General features: G+C 41.1%; 15 protein-coding genes. 11 read left to right on the top strand and 4 right to left on the bottom strand.

The window, feature by feature from the left end:
* Positions 1-18 precede the first annotated feature (18 nt).
* Positions 19-612 carry a hypothetical protein gene (locus PQO01_RS03655; RefSeq protein ID WP_274312689.1) on the bottom strand — a complete coding sequence of 198 codons (594 nt, stop codon included), beginning with the start codon at positions 610-612 and terminating at the stop codon, positions 19-21.
* Positions 613-855: 243 nt separating this feature from the next.
* On the opposite strand from PQO01_RS03655, the gene PQO01_RS03650 reads away from it, so the two are divergent.
* Positions 856-3,597 carry a valine--tRNA ligase gene (locus PQO01_RS03650; RefSeq protein WP_274312688.1) on the top strand — a complete coding sequence of 914 codons (2,742 nt, stop codon included), beginning with the start codon at positions 856-858 and terminating at the stop codon, positions 3,595-3,597.
* Between the two features lie 67 nt (positions 3,598-3,664).
* Here the strand turns inward: PQO01_RS03650 and PQO01_RS03645 are convergent, their stop codons facing one another.
* Positions 3,665-4,246 (bottom strand): DUF4126 domain-containing protein, encoded by a 582-nt coding sequence (locus PQO01_RS03645; protein ID WP_420792909.1) that lies wholly within the window; start codon positions 4,244-4,246, stop codon positions 3,665-3,667.
* Between the two features lie 162 nt (positions 4,247-4,408).
* Between PQO01_RS03645 and PQO01_RS03640 the strand changes: the two genes are divergently transcribed.
* Positions 4,409-5,050 (top strand): CpXC domain-containing protein, encoded by a 642-nt coding sequence (locus tag PQO01_RS03640; protein ID WP_274312686.1) that lies wholly within the window; start codon positions 4,409-4,411, stop codon positions 5,048-5,050.
* Positions 5,051-5,054: 4 nt separating this feature from the next.
* Entirely contained in the window at positions 5,055-5,645 is a 591-nt protein-coding gene (locus PQO01_RS03635; RefSeq protein WP_274312685.1) for a hypothetical protein, read from the top strand.
* Between the two features lie 252 nt (positions 5,646-5,897).
* Here the strand turns inward: PQO01_RS03635 and PQO01_RS03630 are convergent, their stop codons facing one another.
* Both PQO01_RS03630 and PQO01_RS03625 read right to left on the bottom strand, forming a co-directional pair.
* Entirely contained in the window at positions 5,898-7,475 is a 1,578-nt protein-coding gene (locus PQO01_RS03630) for a LamG-like jellyroll fold domain-containing protein (protein WP_274312684.1), read from the bottom strand.
* Positions 7,472-7,993 (bottom strand): sigma-70 family RNA polymerase sigma factor, encoded by a 522-nt coding sequence (locus tag PQO01_RS03625; protein ID WP_274312683.1) that lies wholly within the window; start codon positions 7,991-7,993, stop codon positions 7,472-7,474. The genes PQO01_RS03630 and PQO01_RS03625 overlap by 4 nt, the downstream gene beginning before the upstream one ends.
* A 553-nt stretch (positions 7,994-8,546) precedes the next feature.
* On the opposite strand from PQO01_RS03625, the gene ppdK reads away from it, so the two are divergent.
* The 8 genes from ppdK (at position 8,547) to PQO01_RS03585 (ending at position 21,994) form a co-directional block, all read left to right on the top strand.
* Entirely contained in the window at positions 8,547-11,351 is a 2,805-nt protein-coding gene (gene ppdK, locus PQO01_RS03620) for a pyruvate, phosphate dikinase (RefSeq protein WP_274312682.1), read from the top strand.
* Positions 11,352-11,653: 302 nt separating this feature from the next.
* The gene (locus PQO01_RS03615) at positions 11,654-12,751 is read left to right on the top strand and encodes a protein kinase domain-containing protein (protein ID WP_274312681.1); all 1,098 of its coding nucleotides are present in this window, start codon (positions 11,654-11,656) and stop codon (positions 12,749-12,751) included.
* 316 nt (positions 12,752-13,067) lie between these two features.
* Positions 13,068-15,500 carry a hypothetical protein gene (locus PQO01_RS03610; protein ID WP_274312680.1) on the top strand — a complete coding sequence of 811 codons (2,433 nt, stop codon included), beginning with the start codon at positions 13,068-13,070 and terminating at the stop codon, positions 15,498-15,500.
* A 70-nt stretch (positions 15,501-15,570) separates the two neighbouring features.
* A complete protein-coding gene (locus PQO01_RS03605) occupies positions 15,571-16,173 on the top strand; it encodes an RNA polymerase sigma factor (RefSeq protein ID WP_274312679.1) in 603 nt (200 codons plus the stop codon).
* A gap of 2 nt (positions 16,174-16,175) precedes the next feature.
* Entirely contained in the window at positions 16,176-18,200 is a 2,025-nt protein-coding gene (locus PQO01_RS03600; RefSeq protein ID WP_274312678.1) for a protein kinase domain-containing protein, read from the top strand.
* 125 nt (positions 18,201-18,325) lie between these two features.
* Positions 18,326-19,090 carry a DUF1559 family PulG-like putative transporter gene (locus PQO01_RS03595; RefSeq protein ID WP_274312677.1) on the top strand — a complete coding sequence of 255 codons (765 nt, stop codon included), beginning with the start codon at positions 18,326-18,328 and terminating at the stop codon, positions 19,088-19,090.
* 264 nt (positions 19,091-19,354) lie between these two features.
* Positions 19,355-19,945 carry an RNA polymerase sigma factor gene (locus PQO01_RS03590; RefSeq protein ID WP_274312676.1) on the top strand — a complete coding sequence of 197 codons (591 nt, stop codon included), beginning with the start codon at positions 19,355-19,357 and terminating at the stop codon, positions 19,943-19,945.
* A gap of 18 nt (positions 19,946-19,963) precedes the next feature.
* On the top strand, positions 19,964-21,994 hold the full coding sequence (locus PQO01_RS03585) for a serine/threonine protein kinase (RefSeq protein ID WP_274312675.1): 2,031 nt from the start codon (positions 19,964-19,966) through the stop codon (positions 21,992-21,994).
* Positions 21,995-21,997: the final 3 nt, after the last annotated feature.

Below are 21,997 nucleotides of genomic sequence, written 5' to 3'. Positions count from 1 at the left end.
GGAAATATTTAAAAAATTTTAGATATCTCTAACGCTGACTTTCCCCTTCTTGCCACCAGCATCACCACTAGCGTTCTCTTGTAGGGACATCTTGCGGATTTCTACTGTGCCCTGGAATTCACCAATGAGGATTTTTATGGCGGGAACTTGATCGGAGTTCGGGTTTTCCGTCGCAGTGAACTCACAAGTATACTTCTTCCAGCCACTTTGGAGATCTTCCTCTTTGTGGGCTAGCCCCAAGGTCACCAATTTATTCTTTGTTTTTGCCTTACCTTTATTCTTCTTACCCGAAGTTTGCTTTGTGGTACGTGCACAGATGTTCACCATCCCGTCACCCTCACAATTCATCTCGAAAGTCAATTTATACTTCTTACCTTCACGCAAGTCTTCAACTGGGCATACGAGACCGTAATAATGTGATTCTGATGTATGCTTTGTCGTAACTGCAAAAACTCCCTTTTTAATTACTGGCTTATAAGACTGATATTCATTATGCGGTTTAACCCACCAATAATCTTTAAACTTTTTAAATTGAGGGTCTTTAATTAAATCTTTAGCCAAAGAACTATTAGCTATAAATAAAACAGTTATCAATAAAGTAATGAAGCGCATTTACCTATCCTTCTTAATTTCAATCATTAACTAAACTCTGCTAGAGTTTTTCAGTCGCTAATAATTATCGTAAGCTCATGATATAAATGACACGAGTTAGTAAAATAAATCATAAGAAAACTCCTAGTTCTTTTAGACTCACCTACTTAAAAGCCAGAATTACCTACAAAATCAAATGAATAATTTTCAATCCCGTTCAAGTGCATTACTTTAGCGCGATTAAATTTATTCGGAGATATAACCATGGCTTTGTCCAACAATTACAGCGCTGCAGAAAGTGAAAAAAAATGGCAGCAATTCTGGGATCAAGAAGGCATCTACGCCTTTGATGAGAAATCAGATAAAGAAACCTTTTCAATCGATACACCCCCACCCACCGTTTCAGGTAAACTTCACATCGGCCACGTCTTCTCTTACACACAAGCCGAGATCGTAGCGCGCTACCAGCGCATGCTCGGAAAAAATGTCATGTATCCTTTTGGTTTTGATGACAATGGCTTACCTACCGAAATCCTCACTGAACGCGAAAAAGGCATCAAAGGTTCAGAGATGCCACGTGCGGACTTCGTCAAAAACTGTGAAGAAGTCTCCGAAAAATACCGTGCTCAATTTAAAGAACTTTGGCAAAGCCTTGGTTTTTCCTGTGCTTGGGAGAGCGCGTACTCGACTATTAGCGAAAAATCACAGCGCATTTCTCAGCGTTCATTCCTCGATCTTCTTGAGCGTGACAAAGTCAAATATAATCAAAGCCCCACGCTTTGGTGTACAAAGTGTCAGACTTCTTTTGCCCAAGCGGAAGTTGATGACGTCAACAAAGGTACAATTTTCAACTACCTCAATTTCAAGAGTGCTGATGGCGAAGATATTCCGATTGCGACAACTCGTCCCGAGTTACTTCCCGGTTGTGCAGCTATGTTCATTCACCCCGAGAATGAAAAATATAAACACCTCATTGGCCAAGATGCCATTGTCCCCCTCTTTGGTCACAAAGTAAAAATTCTTGCCGACGAGAAAGCCGATCCCGAAAAAGGTACTGGTATTGTTATGTGCTGTACTTTTGGTGATGTTACCGATATCGATTGGTGGCGTGAACACGAGCTCGACATGAACGTTTGTTTTAGCCTCGAAGGAGTGATGAATGAACGTGCTGGTGAATTCGAAGGCCTCACGATTGACGAAGCGCGCACTGCGATCATAGCGAAACTCAAAGAAGAAAATATCATTTTCAAGCAAGAACACCTCGCTGCCGAAACTCGCGTTGTCAATACTCACGAACGCTGTGGCACTCCTGTAGAATACCTTCCCACGAAACAGTGGTTCATTAAAGTTGTTGAGCACAAAGAAGAGCTCCTTGCACAGGGGGAAAAAGTCAATTGGTTCCCATCTTTCATGGGCAAGCGTTACCGTGACTGGGTCGAAAACCTCGGTTGGGACTGGGCGATTTCACGTCAGCGTTATTTCGGTGTCCCCATCCCCGTTTGGTACGCCCCTGATGGCACCGTCGTTCCTGCATCTCCCGAGCAGCTCCCCGTCAACCCACTCGTGGATAAGCCTCTCGATTGCAAAGGCTATGATCCTGAAACATTGATCCCTGAAGCCGACGTACTCGATACTTGGGCCACTTCCTCTAGCACGCCTGAACTCAATTCACGTTGGGGTGAAGAAGATGAGCTCCCACAAATCCGTCCCATGTCCATGCGCCCTCAGGCTCACGACATCATCCGTACTTGGGCTTTCTACACTATTGTGAAGTCTTACTTCCATTTCAATGATGTCCCTTGGAAAGATGCGGTTATCTCTGGCCACGTCATTAAGAAAGATCAGCAGGTTGAAGCTCTAAAAGTCGAAGGCAAGGCCTTTGCCCGCAAATCTAAGATCTCGAAATCAAAAGATGGCGATCGCTTCTCTCCACTTGCGATGATCGCCAATCATGGTGCCGACCAAATCCGTTACTGGGCTTCTTCTGGTACACTTGGAACTGACATTGCTTTTGATGAAGATGAAATCGAAGGTTCCAGCAAGCTGCTCACAAAACTTTGGAACTCAACTCGCTTTGCCGAAGGTTTTCTAGAAAACTTCGATGCTTCTGCGCCTATGCCGACCCTAACGGCAGTGGACAAATGGGTTCTGACTCGTTTTGACGAAGTAATCAAAGCTTACCACAAGGCTTTCGAAAAATACGAATTCTTCCCGGCTCGTAATGCTTTAGAGCAATTCTTTTGGTCTGACTTCTGCGATAACTACATCGAAATGGTGAAGCACCGTCTCTATGGCGACGAAAATGCTGAAGACGCAAAAGCTGCTCGTTGGACTCTCTACAATATCCAACTCGGCATTATTAAACTCTTTGCTCCTTACATGCCGCACATCTGTGAAGAGATCTACCAAGATGTTTTCCGTGAACGCGAAGGTGACAAGTCAGTTCACATCTCACTTCTTCCGAGCGTACCTACCGATGCGATTTGCGAAACTGGTAAAAAAGCCGGCGCCCTACTGCTTGAGCTCGTGACTTTAGTCAGAACTTACAAATCTAAGAACAATTACTCCATGAAGCTCGCCGTTGAGACCCTCAGCGTTGAAGCCAGCGAAGAAGACAAAAACCTCATTGACCTCATTGTCGAAGATCTTTGCGGTGTTTGTAAAATTGCTGAGCTCGCAAAAGTATCTGTTGCCAAGCCTTGGGAAGGTTCCAATGATCGCTTTAAGCTTGCTGTAAAAATGGATGAAGATGCCCTCCTCAGAACTGAGCTTGTGGCAGACATCAAAAAAGTTATTCTTCCTATTAAGCAGGCTAATGGACTCAAATCAAAATCTCCCGTTCAAGCCATTGTGGTGAAAGCGGAAGGTGATTACTTGCGCCTCTTGCAAGCTGAGCCCGGCCAATTAAAAGCGGCCGCTCGTTCTCAGGAAGTTAGTTTCGACTCACATGATCTAGAATTCAGCGAAGCTCGCGAAGGCGTATCAATAGCACTTATCATCGAGTAGACCTCAGTTCTAGCCCATAAAAAAGCCTCCAATCTCGGAGGCTTTTTTTGTATCTGTGTAGGAAGTTCTACGCGGGGGATTGCTGAGCTAATTCTGTCTTTGGCTTTTTCTTCATCACTCGGAAACCGAGATAGATGAGCGCTGCCATGACAAGGATAACTGCGGCAATGGGAACAAATACGGCTAAGAGTGTCACGCCAGTTGCGCCGGCAAGTTCACCTGCCGCTACCACGGGGTTTCCTATACCACCAGTGGTCACTGTGGAAGTTCCGCGAACGACAGTCGTCACAGCTTGCACTGTAGCGGCTGCGCCACCACCAGCAATTAAGGCCAATGACCATTTAAGAACTGGACTCATTTCACCCGTCATCGCGCCAGTTAGGATTGTGCCTGCTACAACTGCTGCGGGAGCCGCAATTGTGTCGAGTAAGTTATCTACCCATGGCACAAAATAGGCCGCGACTTCACAAATAGTCGCAATCAATAAAACGATCATAGCTAGATCACCACCTAACCATTCAAAACCTGAGCCCAATTCCATATGCCCTGCACGTGACGCAAGGCTAACACCCAACATGGGAACAAATACTCTAAAACCACATGCGGCGCTCAAACCAATGCCGATGCATAAACCCGTTAATAATTCAATTTCCATTTTCGCTTCCTTTTAATTAAAAAATTACTTAAGATACCATAATTTCCTAGCTCATGCAAGGACTCATTAAAATCTCCTGCTCCCCCCTTTAAATTTTGGCGATTCTATACATATTAAATCACAATATTTTAAAACTAAAAAGAAGTCCCCATTTCTATGGAAAACCAAATTAGCTGTCCCAATTGTGAAGCTCCCATCGAATACGAGATCGTTGATTCCATTCATGAACAAAGCTCTGCAATCCAAGAACTGTTTGAAGGTTCATTAAACCGCGTCAATTGCCATGAATGTGCCATTGAATTTCACGTACAAACTCCCATAACTTTCCGCAGTGAAGATGGTCAATTCATCATCTTTTTCAAACCTCGTGCTGAGGGTGAAGATTGGCGTGAAACAGAAAAGCAAATGCAGATTGTTCTCGATGAAATGGCTTCAGAGCTTCCTCCTGAACTCGACCCCGAAGCTCGCCTTGTTTTAGATCGCAATCAATTCATTGAAAAGATTGCCGCCTACATCAACAATATTGATGACCGTATTATGGAGTACATCAAATTCGTCATGTACCGCAATGGCGATGCCGTGTGGCCATTACAAGACCTCTATTATGATTTCAACACGACAGAGAATGATCATTTGGAATTCACTTTAATGGCTCGTAAAACTGGCAAGGCCGAACAGACCCTCTCTGTTCCCATGGAAGTTTACCAGCAATTTGTCGATGATGAACATAATGAATTCGACCCTGATGCTATTTTCCCAAGTCTCTACGTACAAGTAGAGAGCTTAATGGACAAATAAACTGATGGAAACTGTCATTGATCAACTCGATTCCTGGATCATTTACACCCTCCCCCTACTTGCCCTTTTATTTATTTTTAAAGGTTTAAAGTTATTCAAAGCACTTTTGGCTATTGCCTGTGCTTTGAGTTTAGGTTTTTTGGGTTGGTTAATCGGAATTCAAATCAATGATAGTTCTCTATGGATACCCTGTACAATTGCAGGTCTACTAGCGATTTTCGGCCTCTGGCTTTCAAAAGTTGTGCATGGTGCTGGGACTTTTATCCTTGGCGCCTCGAGTGCCTTCATGCTCTACCCCTTTATTCAGGGCTTTGTCCCTCATGATCCGGATTGGTTACCCATGGCGGCGACCATAACTCTTTCTCTATTCTTGGGAATGATTGCTGCATTGATGAAAGACAAAGTCATCGTTCTCATCACTTCGCTATATGGAGCCGCACTTTTTACGCACAGCTTTTTTCTCATCCTCTCGATGCACGATATTTTAGAGCAGAACATCCTCGTCTCACAATCAAAGACTTTTCACATTATTTGGTTGAGTCTCTTTGGAATTTTGACTCTAGCAGGATTTTTTAGTCAGGGTAAAAGCAAGTAGCTTAATCATCCGTAGCACGTGTCCACAAACTCAGTGGGGCATCAAAATCCCTATCAACCGATGTATTGTTCTGTGATTTTTTTCATTTCTAATTCATCTATCCACCAATTACAAAGTGTTAATGATTTTCAAAAAAGTATCCGTGGCATAGATATAAAATATTATTTTAGTCAAAAAAACCAAACAGAAGCTTAGTGTTCAATACCATTACGCTAAATCAAAGTTGTCTTCGCCTTTTAATAAGACTAGAATCTAGTTCGAATGCACTTTTGATTGCGCATGGAAATGCGATTGGATTTGTTGTGCTGTCAAAGGATAATTATAGATCGCCAGCTCATCCATTTGGCCAACGAAATAGCGCATACTTCTTTCTGGATCGATTCTTCCAAAACAAAGCTGATAGGCTTGATCATCCGAGCCCAAATTAGTCGCCACGGAGTTAGCTAAGTCACCGTTTATATATATCTTCAAACTCTCTTCATCTTTGACAAATACATAATGACTCCATTCTTGAAGCTCAAATTTTTGATTGGAGAAGCAGTTGTGCCCACTGCCATTGGCAGCTGGAAAACGGCTCGACATACGTACATTAAATGGAGAATGTCGAAGACCGTCATTTTTCCCTGTCAAGGATGTATACAACAAGTGCCATGTTGGTTTACCGGGTAGAACAAAGGACAGCAATGACATCTGACTTCTATACTCATCAGGGTTAATCCAAAACTCCACACTGTAGCCGTTCGAATTAATCCCCTCAATCGGGGAATCAACTTGGATAAAATGCTCATTATCTTGCTGGAAAGACAGGAAACCATCAAGGGCTTCCAAACCATTTTCAAAACTCATGGGATAGAGCTCGCTCTTTTCATTTAAAAATTCACGGCCTTGCTCAAAACGCCAATAAGCCACCGGATCATCGTTACTTACAGCTTGTACATAAGCAGGGCTAATATCTATCGGAGGATTATCCTGTGCATCCATGCGTATAAAACTTGATGCGTGATTCACTTCGTCAAGCAATTCGAGATCCTTGCCGATTTTGACCCCTTCATTTTTTGAAAGTCGCGCATGTTTTAAGGAGTTCCCATCTTCACCAATCAATGAGGTTTCAACTTCACCCTCAAAAACAAAAACTTCGGTCTCACCATCCTCTTTTACCAACATGGAAAATTCTGTCCCCAAATCTACCACTGAAGCCGTGGGCGAATCAACAGTAAAACCTTGTGCCGCTTGCGGAATTCTAGCGGCCAAAGAACCATAGGCGAGCTTCGAATAAGTCAATGACTTCAATTCATATCGACATGGTCCCTCTAACTTAATCTCAGCGCCATTTTCATAGCGAAGCAGGACCATACCAGAATCAATTTCTAATATTTCTTCAAAAATCATCTCTTCTAGCTTACGCTTTGTCCCTTGCCATTGCACATCTTGACTCAAGTCAGCAATCTTTGCCAAAGAAATCGCTTCGATTTCATTTTTCACATGAGGAAGCTGAACTCTTGCTGGAGTTTCTATTTTTGATGATTTTACTGAGAGGCTGATAATTAAAGCTGTGACCAAGCAAGCTGCAATTGCCTGAAAGACATGTAACTGAAAGCGAGTACTTCTAAATTTATCGGGCATTTCTTCTGGCTCAGGTAAATCCTGGAAGGGAAGCTCAAAGTCAGCACTCTCATGAAGGCTCATTTCCATATCCATCATGCGACGATAAATCTTCCTTGCTTCTTCATTGTCCTTTAGTAATTGATCCAATTCCTTAGCATCTTCCTTAGATAAATTGTCATCCAGAAGGCCTGAAACAAGCTGTTTAAGTCGTGTTTCCAAATTCATTTCAAGCCCTCGCTTTCCAATTTATTATCAATGCATGCATAGAGCTTAAAACGAATCCTCTCTAGGGCACGATAAATTTTCTTGCCTGTTTCACCAAAATGCTGATTCATTTTAACTACGGTCATTTTTTGCGAATAACGCATATTCACTAATTCTTGTTCATCACTCGCCAACTTAGTCACGCAATCACTCAAAAAACGTTCGTGCTCTTTCTTAATATCCTGAGATTTCTGGCATTCTTCGGAGAGTAATTTTAAGGTTTCTTCAGATAAGAGCTGACGTTTTTTACTCTTCTCCCTAAATTTCATCACTTCATAATAAGCAAAGCGAAAGGACCAATTGAGGAAAGGCTGAGATTTATCATAAGTCTCAAACTTGCGCCAAAGCGCCAAAGATGTCTCTTGAAAAATATCTTCCGTATCACCCATGTTGTGACAAAGGGAATATATATAACGCCTTAGGTCGGGTTGTACCTGACCAAGGAGAATAACAAATGTTTCCTGATTGTGATTATCCATTAAAACTCTGATTTTTTCTATGTTTAAACAAACAATGTAAAGTGCCTTTTTACTATCTCCCCACAATTCTTATTTTTTCCCACATAAAATGAAATTAAAATAAAATTTCTCCATGTGTACCCGCATGGAGAATGTTATTGCACTGCCTTTGAATTCGCCCTAACTTTTATCATTCATTGTTTTCTGTAAATAACTGGTTTTAACACGAATCCTAACTCAGGAAACCTTTTACAGAAGGTGTTTATCCGAAAAAAATAAAGTTTGAAGTTTTTTCCAAAAAAAACTGTAACACCCCTTCTTTATTCTCGTTTCTTATGTCATAAACTAAAAAACAATAAAAATTTGATTAAGGTGATAAAAAGCTCTTTACAAAATGCTCAAAACAAGTCTTGTGTCATAAATTTATGACATAAGGAACAAAATAAGCATGTTTAAAATACACTTTTTGCTACGGCAATTTTGGCTAAGAGGTGATCAAGAGATCTCCAGCCTATTATAAAACCTCAGCTCACGCTGAAAAATGTATCAGACGATACACCCAACCAAGGAACAAATGATGAAAACACAGGTCCAAACTGACATCAACACAGTGGCCGAAACTGAAATCAATCCATTCAGGGTCTACCATTTCGGAAAAATTAACAACGATGGTAATGCATCCATGAAAAACCTCTTGGGGGGCAAGGGTGCCAACCTTGCTGAAATGGCATCCATAGGTATTCCGGTACCTCCAGGCTTTACCATTCCAACCACCATGTGCACATTTTATAACGAACAGGGACGTGTACTCCCTACAGATCTAAAAACTGAAGTTGACCAAGCTGTTCGCCTAATGGAAGAACAAATGGGAACTGAATTTGGTTCTGAAGCTAATCCTCTACTCGTCTCTGTCCGTTCTGGCGCTAGAGTAAGTATGCCTGGTATGATGGACACTGTCCTCAACTTAGGTTTAACTGATCTTGCTGTTCAGGGTTTAGCTGCAAAAACAAATAATGCTCGCATGGCTTACGACTCTTACCGTCGCTTTATTGTGATGTATGCCGATGTTGTTAAAGGCTTAAACGGTGAAGATTTTGAACATATCATTGAAGCCAATAAGGCTAAAGCTGGTATTGAGCAAGATACTGAGCTCAGTGTTGATCAACTCAAAGAAATCTGCCTTGAACTCAAAGAGCTCTATGCAAAACTTAGTGGTGAAGCCTTCCCGCAAAAACCACAAGATCAACTTTACGCTGCTATTGAAGCCGTTTTTGATTCTTGGAATACAGATCGTGCCGTTCTCTACAGAAAGATTCAAAACATTCCTTCTGATTGGGGTACAGCCGTAAATGTTCAAGCTATGGCATTTGGTAATAAAGGTGAGACTTCTGCAACTGGAGTTGCCTTCACTCGTAATCCTTCTACTGGTGAAAAGAAATACTTTGGTGAATACCTAATCAATGCACAAGGTGAAGATGTGGTTGCTGGTGTTCGCACTCCATTACCTATCTCTGCGGAAAGCGCAAAAGCTAAGGATTTACAAGGCCAGTCTATGGAAGAGCTCATGCCTGAAACTTATATCGAGCTAACGCAGGTTTTTGAGACTTTAGAAAAACATTATACTGACATGCAAGATGTGGAATTCACGGTTGAAGAAGAAAAACTCTACATCTTACAAACTCGTGATGGTAAACGCAGTGGTTTTGCACAAGTAAAAATTGCAGTCGATATGGTGAAAGAAGGTTTAGTCGATGAGAAAACAGCTCTTGGTCGCATCGAACCTGCTTCTATTGAACAAATGCTCTCTCCTATATTTAACGCCGATGACAAAGTCAAAGCAAAAGACAAGCTCATGGGTGCTGGCTTAAATGCGGGTCCTGGTGCGGCGTCAGGCATAGTTGCTCTTAGTGCTACCAAAGCCGAATGGTACAAAAAGCAAGGTTTCCCTTGCGTACTCGTTCGTACTGATACTTCTCCTTCTGACTTTGGTGGTATGATGGCTGCTGAGGGTGTACTCACCGTTCGAGGTGGTGCCACTTCTCACGCGGCAGTAGTTGCCAGACAATTTGGTAAGCCCTGTGTTTGTGGTTTAACTGGCTTAGTCGTTGACGAAGAGTTGAAAACGATTACCTATAAAGGTGAAACTATTAAAGAAGGTGACAACATCTCTATTGATGGTAGCACTGGCGAAGTTTTCTTCTGTAAAATCGAAACCTCTCCTTCTGAAATTAGTCAGGCTTTTATTGACAAATGTATTGATCCAAATCAATCTGAAGTTTGCCGTCATTATCAGCAAATTATGGCTTGGGCTGATAAGTACAGAACTTTGCAGATCCGTACTAATGCCGATACAGCTCGAGATCTTAATGTTGCCTTGAGTTTAGGTGCAGAAGGAATTGGACTCGCCCGCGTTGAGCACATGTTCAGTAGCGACGATCGCCTTTTACTCCTTCGCCAAGTTATGCTGGCGAAAGACGAAGAAATCAAGAACCTTGCTTTAAGTCATATTGAACACTTCCTCAAGGAAGATTTCACTGCTGTTTTCAAAACACTTGATGGCCGCCCTGCGACTGTTCGCTTACTCGATCCACCGATGCATGAATTCATGCCTCATAATGATGGAGATAAAGCAAAAACGGCTAAGGCATTAAAAGTTAGTGAAGACGATCTCACAGCTAGTTTAGGTGACATGGCTGAACACAACCCCATGCTCGGTTTTCGTGGTTGTCGTTTAGGTATCCTAAAACCTGAACTAACTCGAGTACAAGTCAGAGCTATTTTGGAAGCTGCTTTGGAATTAAATAGTGCTTTAGTTCCCTGCAAGCCAGAAATCATGGTGCCAATTATTATGCATGAGAATGAACTCATTCACCAACGCATGTTAATCGACAAAGTTGCAGAAGAACTCTTTGCCGAACTCAATGCTAGAGTTGATTACTCTGTGGGAACAATGATAGAACTCCCACGTGCCGCTCTACAAGCAGGTGAAATAGCCAAACATGCCGACTTCTTTTCTTTCGGTACAAATGATCTAACGCAAACGACTCTGGGGATTTCTAGAGATGATGCCAATCATTTCTTGCCGACCTATAAAAATGGTGTTAGTGACCCAATGACTGGTACGGGTAATTTTGAAGTCTATCCAGATGACCCCTTCCAAACTCTGGACCAAAGTGGCGTTGGCCAATTAGTTCAGGTCGGTGTTAAGGGCGGAAGAGATACTTCTGAAAACCTTAAAATCGGAATCTGTGGTGAACATGGTGGTGATCCGGCTTCTATCGATTTCTTCCATAGAACAGGCCTAAATTATGTAAGTTGCTCTCCTTACCGAGTTCCAGTAGCTCGTTTAAGTGCGGCACTTTCTGCCATTAGAAACTAAGTACATAGCTCAGTTATAGTGAAATGATTTAACATTCATTTCTGTTTTGTGACAGGCTGGCCAAATTTAAAATTTGGCCAGCTTTTTTTTGTTTTTAAATCGTATAAATCACTGATTATTATCACTCTACACCTTACAAATATTAAAATTCAAATAAATTCAAAGAACCTCACTTGTTAGAGCGTATAAAAATTTGTAACCTATTTCATATTATGATGTTATTAATAAAAACGTTTAACTATAGTTAAAGAGCATTCCTGTAGTGACGCGTCCTCAACTATTATGCAGGCAAGGATGGAATTATGAATGAAACGACTGATCAAGAAAGTACTAAAGATGGCTTACTCAAACGTCTTAACCTTCACACGTCCCTACCTCCTTTAAAAAGGCGTCACACACAATTAGAAATGGAATTACCTGACGATTTCTATCTTCCTGGAAAAGAAACGAAGGATAATATTGATCGTCTTATCACTGAAAATTCAGATGAATTTGCTGATGAACAAGAGGTCTTTGAGTTAGAAATAATCTGCGCTCAATGTGAAGGTGCAAGCCTATTTCGCACCACAAGTCTCTTTGAAAAGGTTCAATGCCCGCATTGCTCAAGTAAGTTTCGCATTCCCATCGAAACCGAAAAATTCATTTACGACAAACATATTTATGAAAGTGATTTCATCAATATTTTTCGAGCTCAAAACAAAGCCAATGATTATTATGGCGATGTACTTGTATACGACAAAATCAACCCTTCATCGACTCTTGACGATATTAAAGATATCCTCACGAAATATTCCTTGCTGGAAGTTGAGCACTACCTGACTCCCATCCATTACACAGAAGATGAAACGGCCTATTATTTCCAAAGAGATAATGCGCCTTATCGCATGAATCTCTATTTAGATAAATTCGGGGCCCTTCCCAAGGATCAAGTAGCCCTTACACTGAGCCAAATTTCTTCTATTGCGGCACACTTGTCAGATCATAAGTGCTATGGAGCTTTTTTAGCTTCGGATGTGATGCTGCAACTCAATGGTAATAGCGTACTCTGTGATTATGGCCTGCGTGAAGACATTTTAAGTCGCATGAAAATCAGTCGTGGCATACCCGCATATTTCCTCGCTCCCGAAGCTGTCTACCATAAAGTTCATACACGAGCTTCCGCAGTTTATTCCCTAGGAATTCTAGCAATTGCTTTCATTACTGGGAAATACCCCTTCATTGAAACAAAGATGGATGACATCCCCAATGAGCGCCTCACTTTCCTCGATGAATTTAAGGATAAGAAATTACCTGCCTTCCTCAGACTCATGCTCGATCAAGACCCGGCAAACCGCCCTAACTTCACTCAGTGTAAAGAATACTTTGCGCGTCTTCATAGACAAAATATGCGCTTAGCATAGATAGATCCTTACTCAAAAGCTTATAATCTCTTTATACTCAAATTCAGTATAAGTCATCCCCTGTGCTTTCATCACTGACGCGATAATTAAGCTGTAGACCATCTACACCTTCCTTTGAAATCAGGAATTAAATTGATCTGCAACCGAGCAGCTTAATTTGTCTATTTAGGTTCTTGCTAAATGACAATATGGGTATACATCTATTAGCAAATATTGAGATAGATAAAATATCCTCAGAAACATCTATTTCCCTGTAGCACTTATGTTAATTTATTGTTTATAATAGTGTTGATACTAATCTCTTTTTAGGAATACCATGACTCTTAGGTTCACCTTTCTCCTTTTCTTTTTTAGCTTTTTATCCTGCAGTGATAACAAAGTCAGTTCTGTACAAATTATTCCCCCTCAGAAACAAGCACCAAGTCCTGCACAACTTGCTTACTCCGATCACAAAGACTCGAGTATAACTTATTGGCAAGGAAAACTCAGTCAAAATAAGCCTGCGTTCGTCATGGAAAGCAATTACTTTTTAGCTGAATTCTCTACGGAAAATCTGGGTATTGGCAACTTAGCTTGGCGTGATGGTTCACTGCAAGCCAATAATACTCAGGGTTCAAGCATAGACTTTAAAATCACCAAAACATTCAAGAATCAAAATCACTTACTCACAGGATTTATCGATAATGAGAATATGCACAACTGTGATCTAATTGAGAGCGGCCGTTTTTTTCAGCGCAGAACTCTAAGAGAGCTTAAATGGAATGGAATTCCTGTCGCCTCTAATGATTACCTACAAATCTCAGCTTGGCCGAGTAGCCTCAACTTTTTCAGTGACTTCAAAGACTGTGATAAAATTGAGTGGGAGCTCGACCTAAAAGCTTTTGATAAGATCACAAACCTATCTGATAAAGAAATAAAAATCTCTAATCAGCAGCAACAAAGCTTTATCATCAGTGTACAAAAGGGCAAGTTTCGACTAAAGGAAAAACAACTCAGTATCATTCAAGGCAATGGTTCGCTAGCGTTTAAAATCACTCCCAGTTCGAAAGCTTTTATTCATCAGCAGAGTTCGCAAATCGGCATCACTGCTCTGCAAGAAAAACCAAAGCAGCAAACCGTGCCCATAAACTACGATCAAGAACTCGATGCCTATGTCATGGATATCGAACATATTAATGTGGGTAAAAGTATTGAAGCTAAAAATGCGCGCGAAGAACTTATTAATTTCAAAATCAGCAACAAGTCTGATCAAGATAAGCAAATCCGCCTCGTCTTTCAAAAAAAACCTGATACAGGCCCCATTACAGGCATCTCGGCTGTCTTATTAGAAAATCAATTGCCTTCTGGAAAGCACATTCAACTTTCAAAAAATTGGCACCGCGACAAAGCTCATAAATTCCAAGGGACTTGGTATCGTGGGTTCACTGTTCTCAATATCCCTACGGGTCAAACACGTAAATTCCAATACCTCAGTGTCAATGCCTTATGGAAAGGACTCCCTGCCGCCTCACATAATCAACTTTCTCTCACAGGTTACAAAGGTCATCGCAATCACCTTTGGGAACAGTCCGCCTTGGGGGCTTGGGGAGAATCAATCTGTTATGATCCAGAACATGGTTTGGCCACTTCCATCACTGATGTCCGTCCCCTCATGGTTAAATCTATGGGAAGTAATGCTAAGTGGAGTTGGACCAATAATGTGGGCGGAGGAGAATTTTTCTCAGTTTACCAAAGTGGTCAAAGCAAGCAAATCCCTCATGTTAAAGTTAAAACGAGTCATCTGCGCAATTGCCCTCTCCTCACGGAAGTCAATTATTCCAGCGAATTACTAGGTGGAGCCGCGACGCTCTCTTATACGGCATCACTTTCAAGAACCGATGATATTGTCCGTGGGATTTATAATGTTGAATATAAAGTCCTCAAAGACATCAAGTTTGACCGCCTCGTGCTCTTTCAAGTAGGTGCCGATAGATACAACTACACGAATGAAAAAGAATTTGCGGTAGGACATGGTCCCACTCTAATCAAAAAATGGACGGCTTCTCCTGGTGGAAATCAGTACAAAAGTGCGGCCATCAAACTTGATCAAAAACATCCTTGGGTTGCCATGTATAAAGCAACTCCGCAAAAGAGTGGTGCTGGCGCTAGTCGCGGAATTATTATTCGTTCCTGGGAAGCTCAATCACAAGGCAAAAAAATTTCCGCTTGGGCTCGTGAACGCAGTGTCGATCTTGGACGTCGACAAGTTTCCATTGCCGACATCACCCTCAATCCTGAACTTAAAGAACTAAAAGCCGGCGACACCATCAAGGCATGCTTTGAAATGGTTATCATCCCTCAGTTCTTCAAAGATTATTACGGCACGAATCAAGGCCTCCAATTTGCCTTAAAAAAATTCGAAAATGACTGGCCCATGATTTCACGTGAAGCCGAGCAAAATAAACAAACTCTTAAAATGAAGAAGGGAACAATTATCCGTAAACGCCCCCTAGTCATTGCAGTCGAGAACAATAGTGCTGAGTTCAGTCTGGAAAAAGGCTTGGCTTTCCAGCCAGTAACATTCACAGGTATCAGCTCAAAAAGCAAAGGTATTTTAGAAATCAAAACAGCGAAAGGGTGGGAGAAATGCTCGCAATCAGATTTTTACCAAAGCGATTACAATAACAAAAGTAAATCTTGGGAATACAGTTTCAGCATGCCCCTTCCCAATCCTTTAATCCATCATTTCCGCTTTAAGCTTCAAGATTAAGTCAATCATCTCGATAATTCCCATTGCAAATTATTACTTCACTCCGTAATTTCTAAAAACGAGATAATTCATGAGCGAAAAATACAATACTAGAGAAACACTTTTGCAGAAATTGCAAAAGGCCGAAGACGAAAATTCTTGGGATGAATTCGTCAAATACTACGAGGGTTACATCTACGTAGTTATTCGTAGCTTTGGCGTCGATATGAATACCAGTGAAGACCTACTTCAAGATGTACTTATCAAAGTTTGGAAGGCCCTCCCCAAATTTGAATACCAAAATGAAAAATGTCGTTTCCGTACTTGGCTCTGCGTCCTCATTCGCAACACTACATACAATCACTTCAAATCAAAAGCTAATCGCCAAAGTCAACAAAACGTGAGCTATGATAATGTCCTCTCATCACTGGACATGATTAATGAGCCCGAGATCGATAAAATCGCCGAACTCGAATGGAAGAGTTATATCTCCAACATGGCTTGGAATAATGTAAAAAATAGCTTTTCCGATATGGCCAGACAAACTTTTGAAGATTCAATGAACGAAATGAGTAACGAGGATATTGCGGAGAAACACGATATCCCAGAAAGCAGTGTGCGAGTTCATAAATCACGCATCCGTAAAGTCATGATCAAAGAAATTGCTCGTCTCAACTTAGAACTTGGTGGCTAATCATGCCGCGCCCTGAAGATGCATTCAACAAAAACTTCGCTTCTCTTTTTGATGAAGTTAGTGAACTTGATGCGACTCCATTAAGCGACATCATTTCTTCTTCAAAAGAACGTTATCACGATTTCGAATTTTATACCGAGGGTGGACTTAAGAAAATCTACCGTTGCCAAGATCGCAAAACTGGACGTGAAGTTGCCATGGCTTCACTCAAAGATGAACTCAGTGACGCTCGTAAAGAATCCTTTTTTCGCGAAGCTCGCCTCAGTGCTTCACTACAGCACCCCAATATTGTCCCCGTGTACGACATTGGAATCAAAGATGAATCCCCATGGTTTACAATGAAATTTATTTCTGGCCAATCTTTGGATGAATTACTCCAGAAAAATCCGCCTCTCATTGAAAAGCTCGACATCTTTTTAAAAATTTGTGATGCCATTGCTTATGCACATTCTCGCGGCGTCATTCACCTCGATCTCAAACCCGATAATATACGTATCAGCGATTATGGCGATGTCGTTGTCGTCGACTGGGGCCTTGGGCAAATCATGGCCTCCGATTGCGATGAAGAGCTCTTGGAATGTTACTCGTTTAATTCTCATGACCTTGATACGATGACAATCGATGGAAATATCAAAGGGACTCCTGGATATATGGCCCCCGAACAAACCAGTATCGTCAAAGAAAAAAAAGGTGTACATACCGACATTTTTTCTATGGGGTGCATTCTCTACACCCTGCTCACAGATAAAAAACCCTTCACTGGCAATGACCTTGAGCACCTTATTAAAAACACGGCTGAATGTAACTTCCCTAAACCTTCCGCTAGAAGAACTGATTTAGAGATCCCAGCTCCATTAGAAGCGGTTTGCCTCAAAGCCATGTCATCCAAACCCGAGGATAGGTACCAATCAGTAACCAAGCTGCAAAAAGAAATTCTCAATTACCGTGATGGTTTTGCGACTTCCGCAGAAAATGCCTCCCTATTTAAAATTTTTAAACTTTGGTTCAAACGCCACAAAGCCCTCGCAATTGCCTCCAGTTTTGCTTTAATTGTAAGCTTCGCCGCCATCTTTGCCGGCATGAACAATCTCAAACTCGCAGAACTCAATGCCCTTCAATTAGCCGAAAAACTACGCATTGAAAAAGAGTACGCAGTGAAAATCAATAAGGATGCAGCACCTCGCTTTCTTGAGCGAGCCAAGTTTGCATTACAAACTTTCAATTTCAAAGATGCCATGAACTTCTCTAGTAGTGCCGTAGAACTCGACCCCTCCCTAAAAGAGGCCTGGCATATCAAAGCGGAAATCCACTTTAACTCTCAAGAATTTAATGCCGCATTGAAAGCTTTTTCTCACGCCACTGCTAACCCCGACCTGATCAAAATCTGCCAAAAATATTCAGAAATCAAGCCTCAAGATTCTGTAAAATTAACCAATGATAATTACTTGATGCTTTTTGAGGAATGTATCAAATACAAACTCAAACCTCAAGTCGCCGGATTACTGCACAGTAAAGCCTTCTCAGAGATCGATATAGATGAACGCATTGCTTTCTGTGTTGGCGTTATGAAAATCCATAATAAAATAGAATCTCTCCACTTTGATTTTAATAAAAAAACCAAACATCTAGATATCTCCAATAACCCACACTTAGACACCGCTTTAGCTATACAAAATTTCCCATGTAAAAGTATTGACCTTTCACACACTGCAATCTCAAACTTTATTTGCTTCCGAAGCCAACCAACCGAAATACTTAAAGTGAGTCACACTAATGTACTCGAGTTGCATAGTTTAAGTCTGGATCAATTACGTGAACTCGATATCTCACACACATCGGTCCCCAATATCTCTAGACTTCATGGATCCGAACTAGAAGTCCTCAACATAAGTCATACGAATGTCAGAGATTTAGACTTTATTAAAGAAATGTCTCAGCTTAAAAAACTCACTGTTCATCAAGGCCAATACAATAAACGCCAACTCAACGAGGCCACCAAAGGCATAGAAGTCATCATTGTCCCTTAAATTCTTATAATGATGTGATATTTATAACAATTTGTGCATTTTTTTATAAAATTTTTGTATCAATATTTTCATTAAGCTTGTTGATTAATTATATATATTAATGAATCAAAACAAAGATGGCACACATGAAAAAAAAAATATTCACTTTAATAGAGCTACTCGTCGTCGTAGCCATTATTGGAATATTAGCATCACTATTATTGCCCTCGCTCAAAACGGCACGCGGATCAGCAAAACAAGCCTCCTGCAAAAATAATATGAAACAACTCGGCATTGGCATTCTCATGTACCATGGTGACAATGATGAAAAGATTCCTTATGCCAATATTAATGGCTCCACAGATGGTTGGGACAGTCTCATTAGGAATTACATATCAGGAAAAGAGGCAAGTGGCTTTTGGGATAGTAGTGAAAAAATCGACTCCATGCGTTGCCCAAGCTCCAGACAACCCGAAATTATAGGTACGATCTATACAGGTACTTATGCCATGCCAGCTGGAAATGCCGCAGATGTCACAATGACTGCAAACAATGTTCCTCACTACGGCTACCGCATCATATCAGGCTCACCCTATCGAAAAATTTCTGATTTACCAGATCCTGTAGGCACAATGGCTTTAACCGAAGTCGACACAAGTAGCGGAGCCTCTCGTCAAGGTAGCGGTTTCTTTACACACAGGGCAGACTTTCAAACTAATGATGGTGCTAATGGTTCATCTAACGATGGCTCTTCAAACACAACTCTAAACCTCCACAACAGATCAAATGTCAACTATCTTTTTGCTGATGGACATGTTGAGTCGCTTTACCCACTCTCTACCCGGGTTGTAGGAGCCTCTGGCCCCAGCAGTGCCTGGGATGGCATCTGGAGTGTAACAGCCGGAGATTAATTCAAGGGTTTTTCAATGCCACGCTGATGTCCCCTTTAAATTTCTATACACGGACAAGTTCCAAAAACTAGGCATTTAGATAGACGATGATAAGAAGTAGCTAATTAAAAGTTTTCTTCCTCCTGTATCACATAGATAATCGCTTTGCTTAATATTTTCATATTATTTACTAGTCAGAAACTAGCATTTTTTATTGCCTAGTTTTACAATGAGACATTACCTAAGCATCTAGAAGAAATTAATTGTAGTAGACAAGGACTTCGCGTGAGTAAGTGGAATACGAGATACACCTTAATTCAAAGGGCACAAAACTCCCCAGATAACGATACTTGGGAAGAGTTCGTCAGCTCGTACAAAAAATTTATTTTCTACATGCTTAATCAAATGCAAGTACCACAAAATCTAATCGATGATTTAGCACAAGAAATCCTTCTCAATTTATGGTCCAAATTAAGCCTTTATGCTAAAGAAAAAGGGAAATTCCGCTCTTGGTTAACTCGCGTTATTCGCAATTCTGCCACAGACTCGCTAAAAAAAGAGCAACGCTATAATAAACGACAAGAAAATGCTAGCGAAGTTCTTGAGCTATTGGAAAACATAAGTGAAAGTGATTTTGAAAAAATCATTGACCGCGAATGGCGTTCGTACATGGTAGAGATCACTCTAGATAGCTTGGAGTCCCAATTATCCGAAACTGCTATCGAAGTCTTTAAGCTCAGTCTAAAGCAGCTTCCTACGGAAGAAATTGCTGCACAAATGAACATCACGACTGGCTCAGTCTATACCTTAAAAAATCGCGTTAAAGAAAAATTTTCACGCCGTCTCAAGCAACTCGTTCGCGAACTTGAATTTTAATTGTCCATCAAATACTCCATGAGCAATATCTTAGAAGAACAGATCAGTGATGAAAAAATTGCTTTAAGTGACCTTTACGATGACGTGTTCTCAGATGAATCGGATGTGGCCGAACCATCTTCTTTAGATTACCTGAGTTCTCAGAAAGATCGTTATGAAATCGAAGATGAAATTGGACATGGCGGGGCAAAGAAAATCATTCGTGTCTACGATACCCGTGCTCGTCGCTATTTGGCCATGGCAATTCCTCGTTCAAAGTCTGGCTCAAGTGACCATAATTCATTTATCCACGAAAGTTGGCTTACGGCTCAATTGGATCACCCCAACATCATAAAAATCCACGAAGTTGGCGTCAACAAAGATCACTTACCCTTTTTTACTATGGACCTCAAAAATGGTCATAGTTTAGAACAAATCTTAAAATGCCTAGCTAATAAAGATGCCGAATATATTGAGCGCTTTCCACTCACCAAACTCCTCGATTTTTTTATTAAAATATGTGACGCCATTTCCTACGCTCATTCAATCAACATCCTCCACCTCGACCTCAAACCAGCCAATATCCAGATTGGTCAATATGGTGAGGTCGTCGTTTGCGATTGGGGCTTAGCAAAAATTATCGGTGGGCGTAAATCTCTTAACCTAAATCGAGATATGTTAGAACTCGACCTAGTTGAAGATGAATCTCCTCTCATTATGGGAACTCCAGGCTACATGGCGCCTGAGCAAGTTGCTGGTCAAGCGCCTACACCTCTAACAGATGTTTATGGTTTATCCGCCATTCTCTACCACCTCGTCACCCTTACTCCCACCATTAATACTGAGGGCTGCACACAAGCCTTGGAACATACCGCTGTGGGCAAAATCCAAGCTGCCAATGAACTGGCCGACATCTCCGATGGGCTTTCTTCGATCATCATGAAAGGACTGCGAGTCGACCCCAAAGAAAGGTACCAATCGGTTTTGGCACTACAAAATGACCTCTCAAAATATTTACAAGGCTATGTTACTAAAGCAGAAGATCCCAGCGTGATTAAAGAAGCTCTATTTTTTTATCGCCGCAACAAAATGATTTGTCTGCAAGCCTGCTTCTTTGTCTTTCTTATCGTCGCTTCTACCATGGGCTTCATCGCCAGCTTACAACAAAGTTGGAAATCAGAACAAGAAGCCCGAATCCAAGCTGAAGAAAGTGCTCTCAAACGAAAACAAGCTCTAGATCTCTACCTAAAAGAAAAGGCACAAGGAGCTGAAGTTAAAAATAATTTTGCCGATGTTCTACTATGGAATTACCAAATTTATAATAGTAAGAACTTTACTGAAAATCCCGAAACTATGTTGCTCAATGCCCTAAAAGGCTTGGAATATAAATTAGAGCAAAACCCAAACGACAGCTCTTCTCAGATGCGTATGGCGCTTACTTTATTTATTTTACAACGTTATGAACAAGTACCAAAATTCATGGGCTCTCAAACTGAACTTAAAATCATCGAAGGCGCCCTTAAATACGCTGCAGATTTCCAATACTCCAAAGGTCACAAAAACGTACCACTCCCAGTATTTATATCCGTTATAAAAGGGCTTCGCGAATTTGGATACTCTTCCGTCGCCACAGCCTACCGCGCCATTGCATACGATATAAAAACACGTGATAATTTCGATAATTACGAACAAGTCATTGAAGAAGCACTGAAGCTTTGGAATGATCATTGGGAAAATATGGTTTTTGATTATAATCGTGAAGCACAGTCTCTACGTATTAAAGGTAAAAACTTTCTTAACCTGGGCATCTACGATCAGTTTGGGCAAATCCCACTTCTCCAATATATACCTATTCAACATCTTGATATAAGTGATACTGACTTCGAAGATCTGCACTACTTAGCAGGCTCACAAATAGAAACTTTAGATATTCGTCACACAAAAGTAAAAGACCTAAGTCCTCTTTTAAAACTACCGGAACTTAGGCGCATTATTTTAACTCAAGTTCAGTTTCCTCAAGAAGCTTTAGAGACTCTGCCAAAAACAATTGAGTTAAATTTTTCTAAATAAGAA

The organism is Lentisphaera marina (assembly GCF_028745505.1).
Classification (GTDB): Bacteria; Verrucomicrobiota; Lentisphaeria; order Lentisphaerales; family Lentisphaeraceae; genus Lentisphaera; species Lentisphaera marina.
The sequence above is the reverse complement of the archived record's forward strand: the minus strand, read 5'-3'. Positions and strand labels throughout refer to the sequence as shown.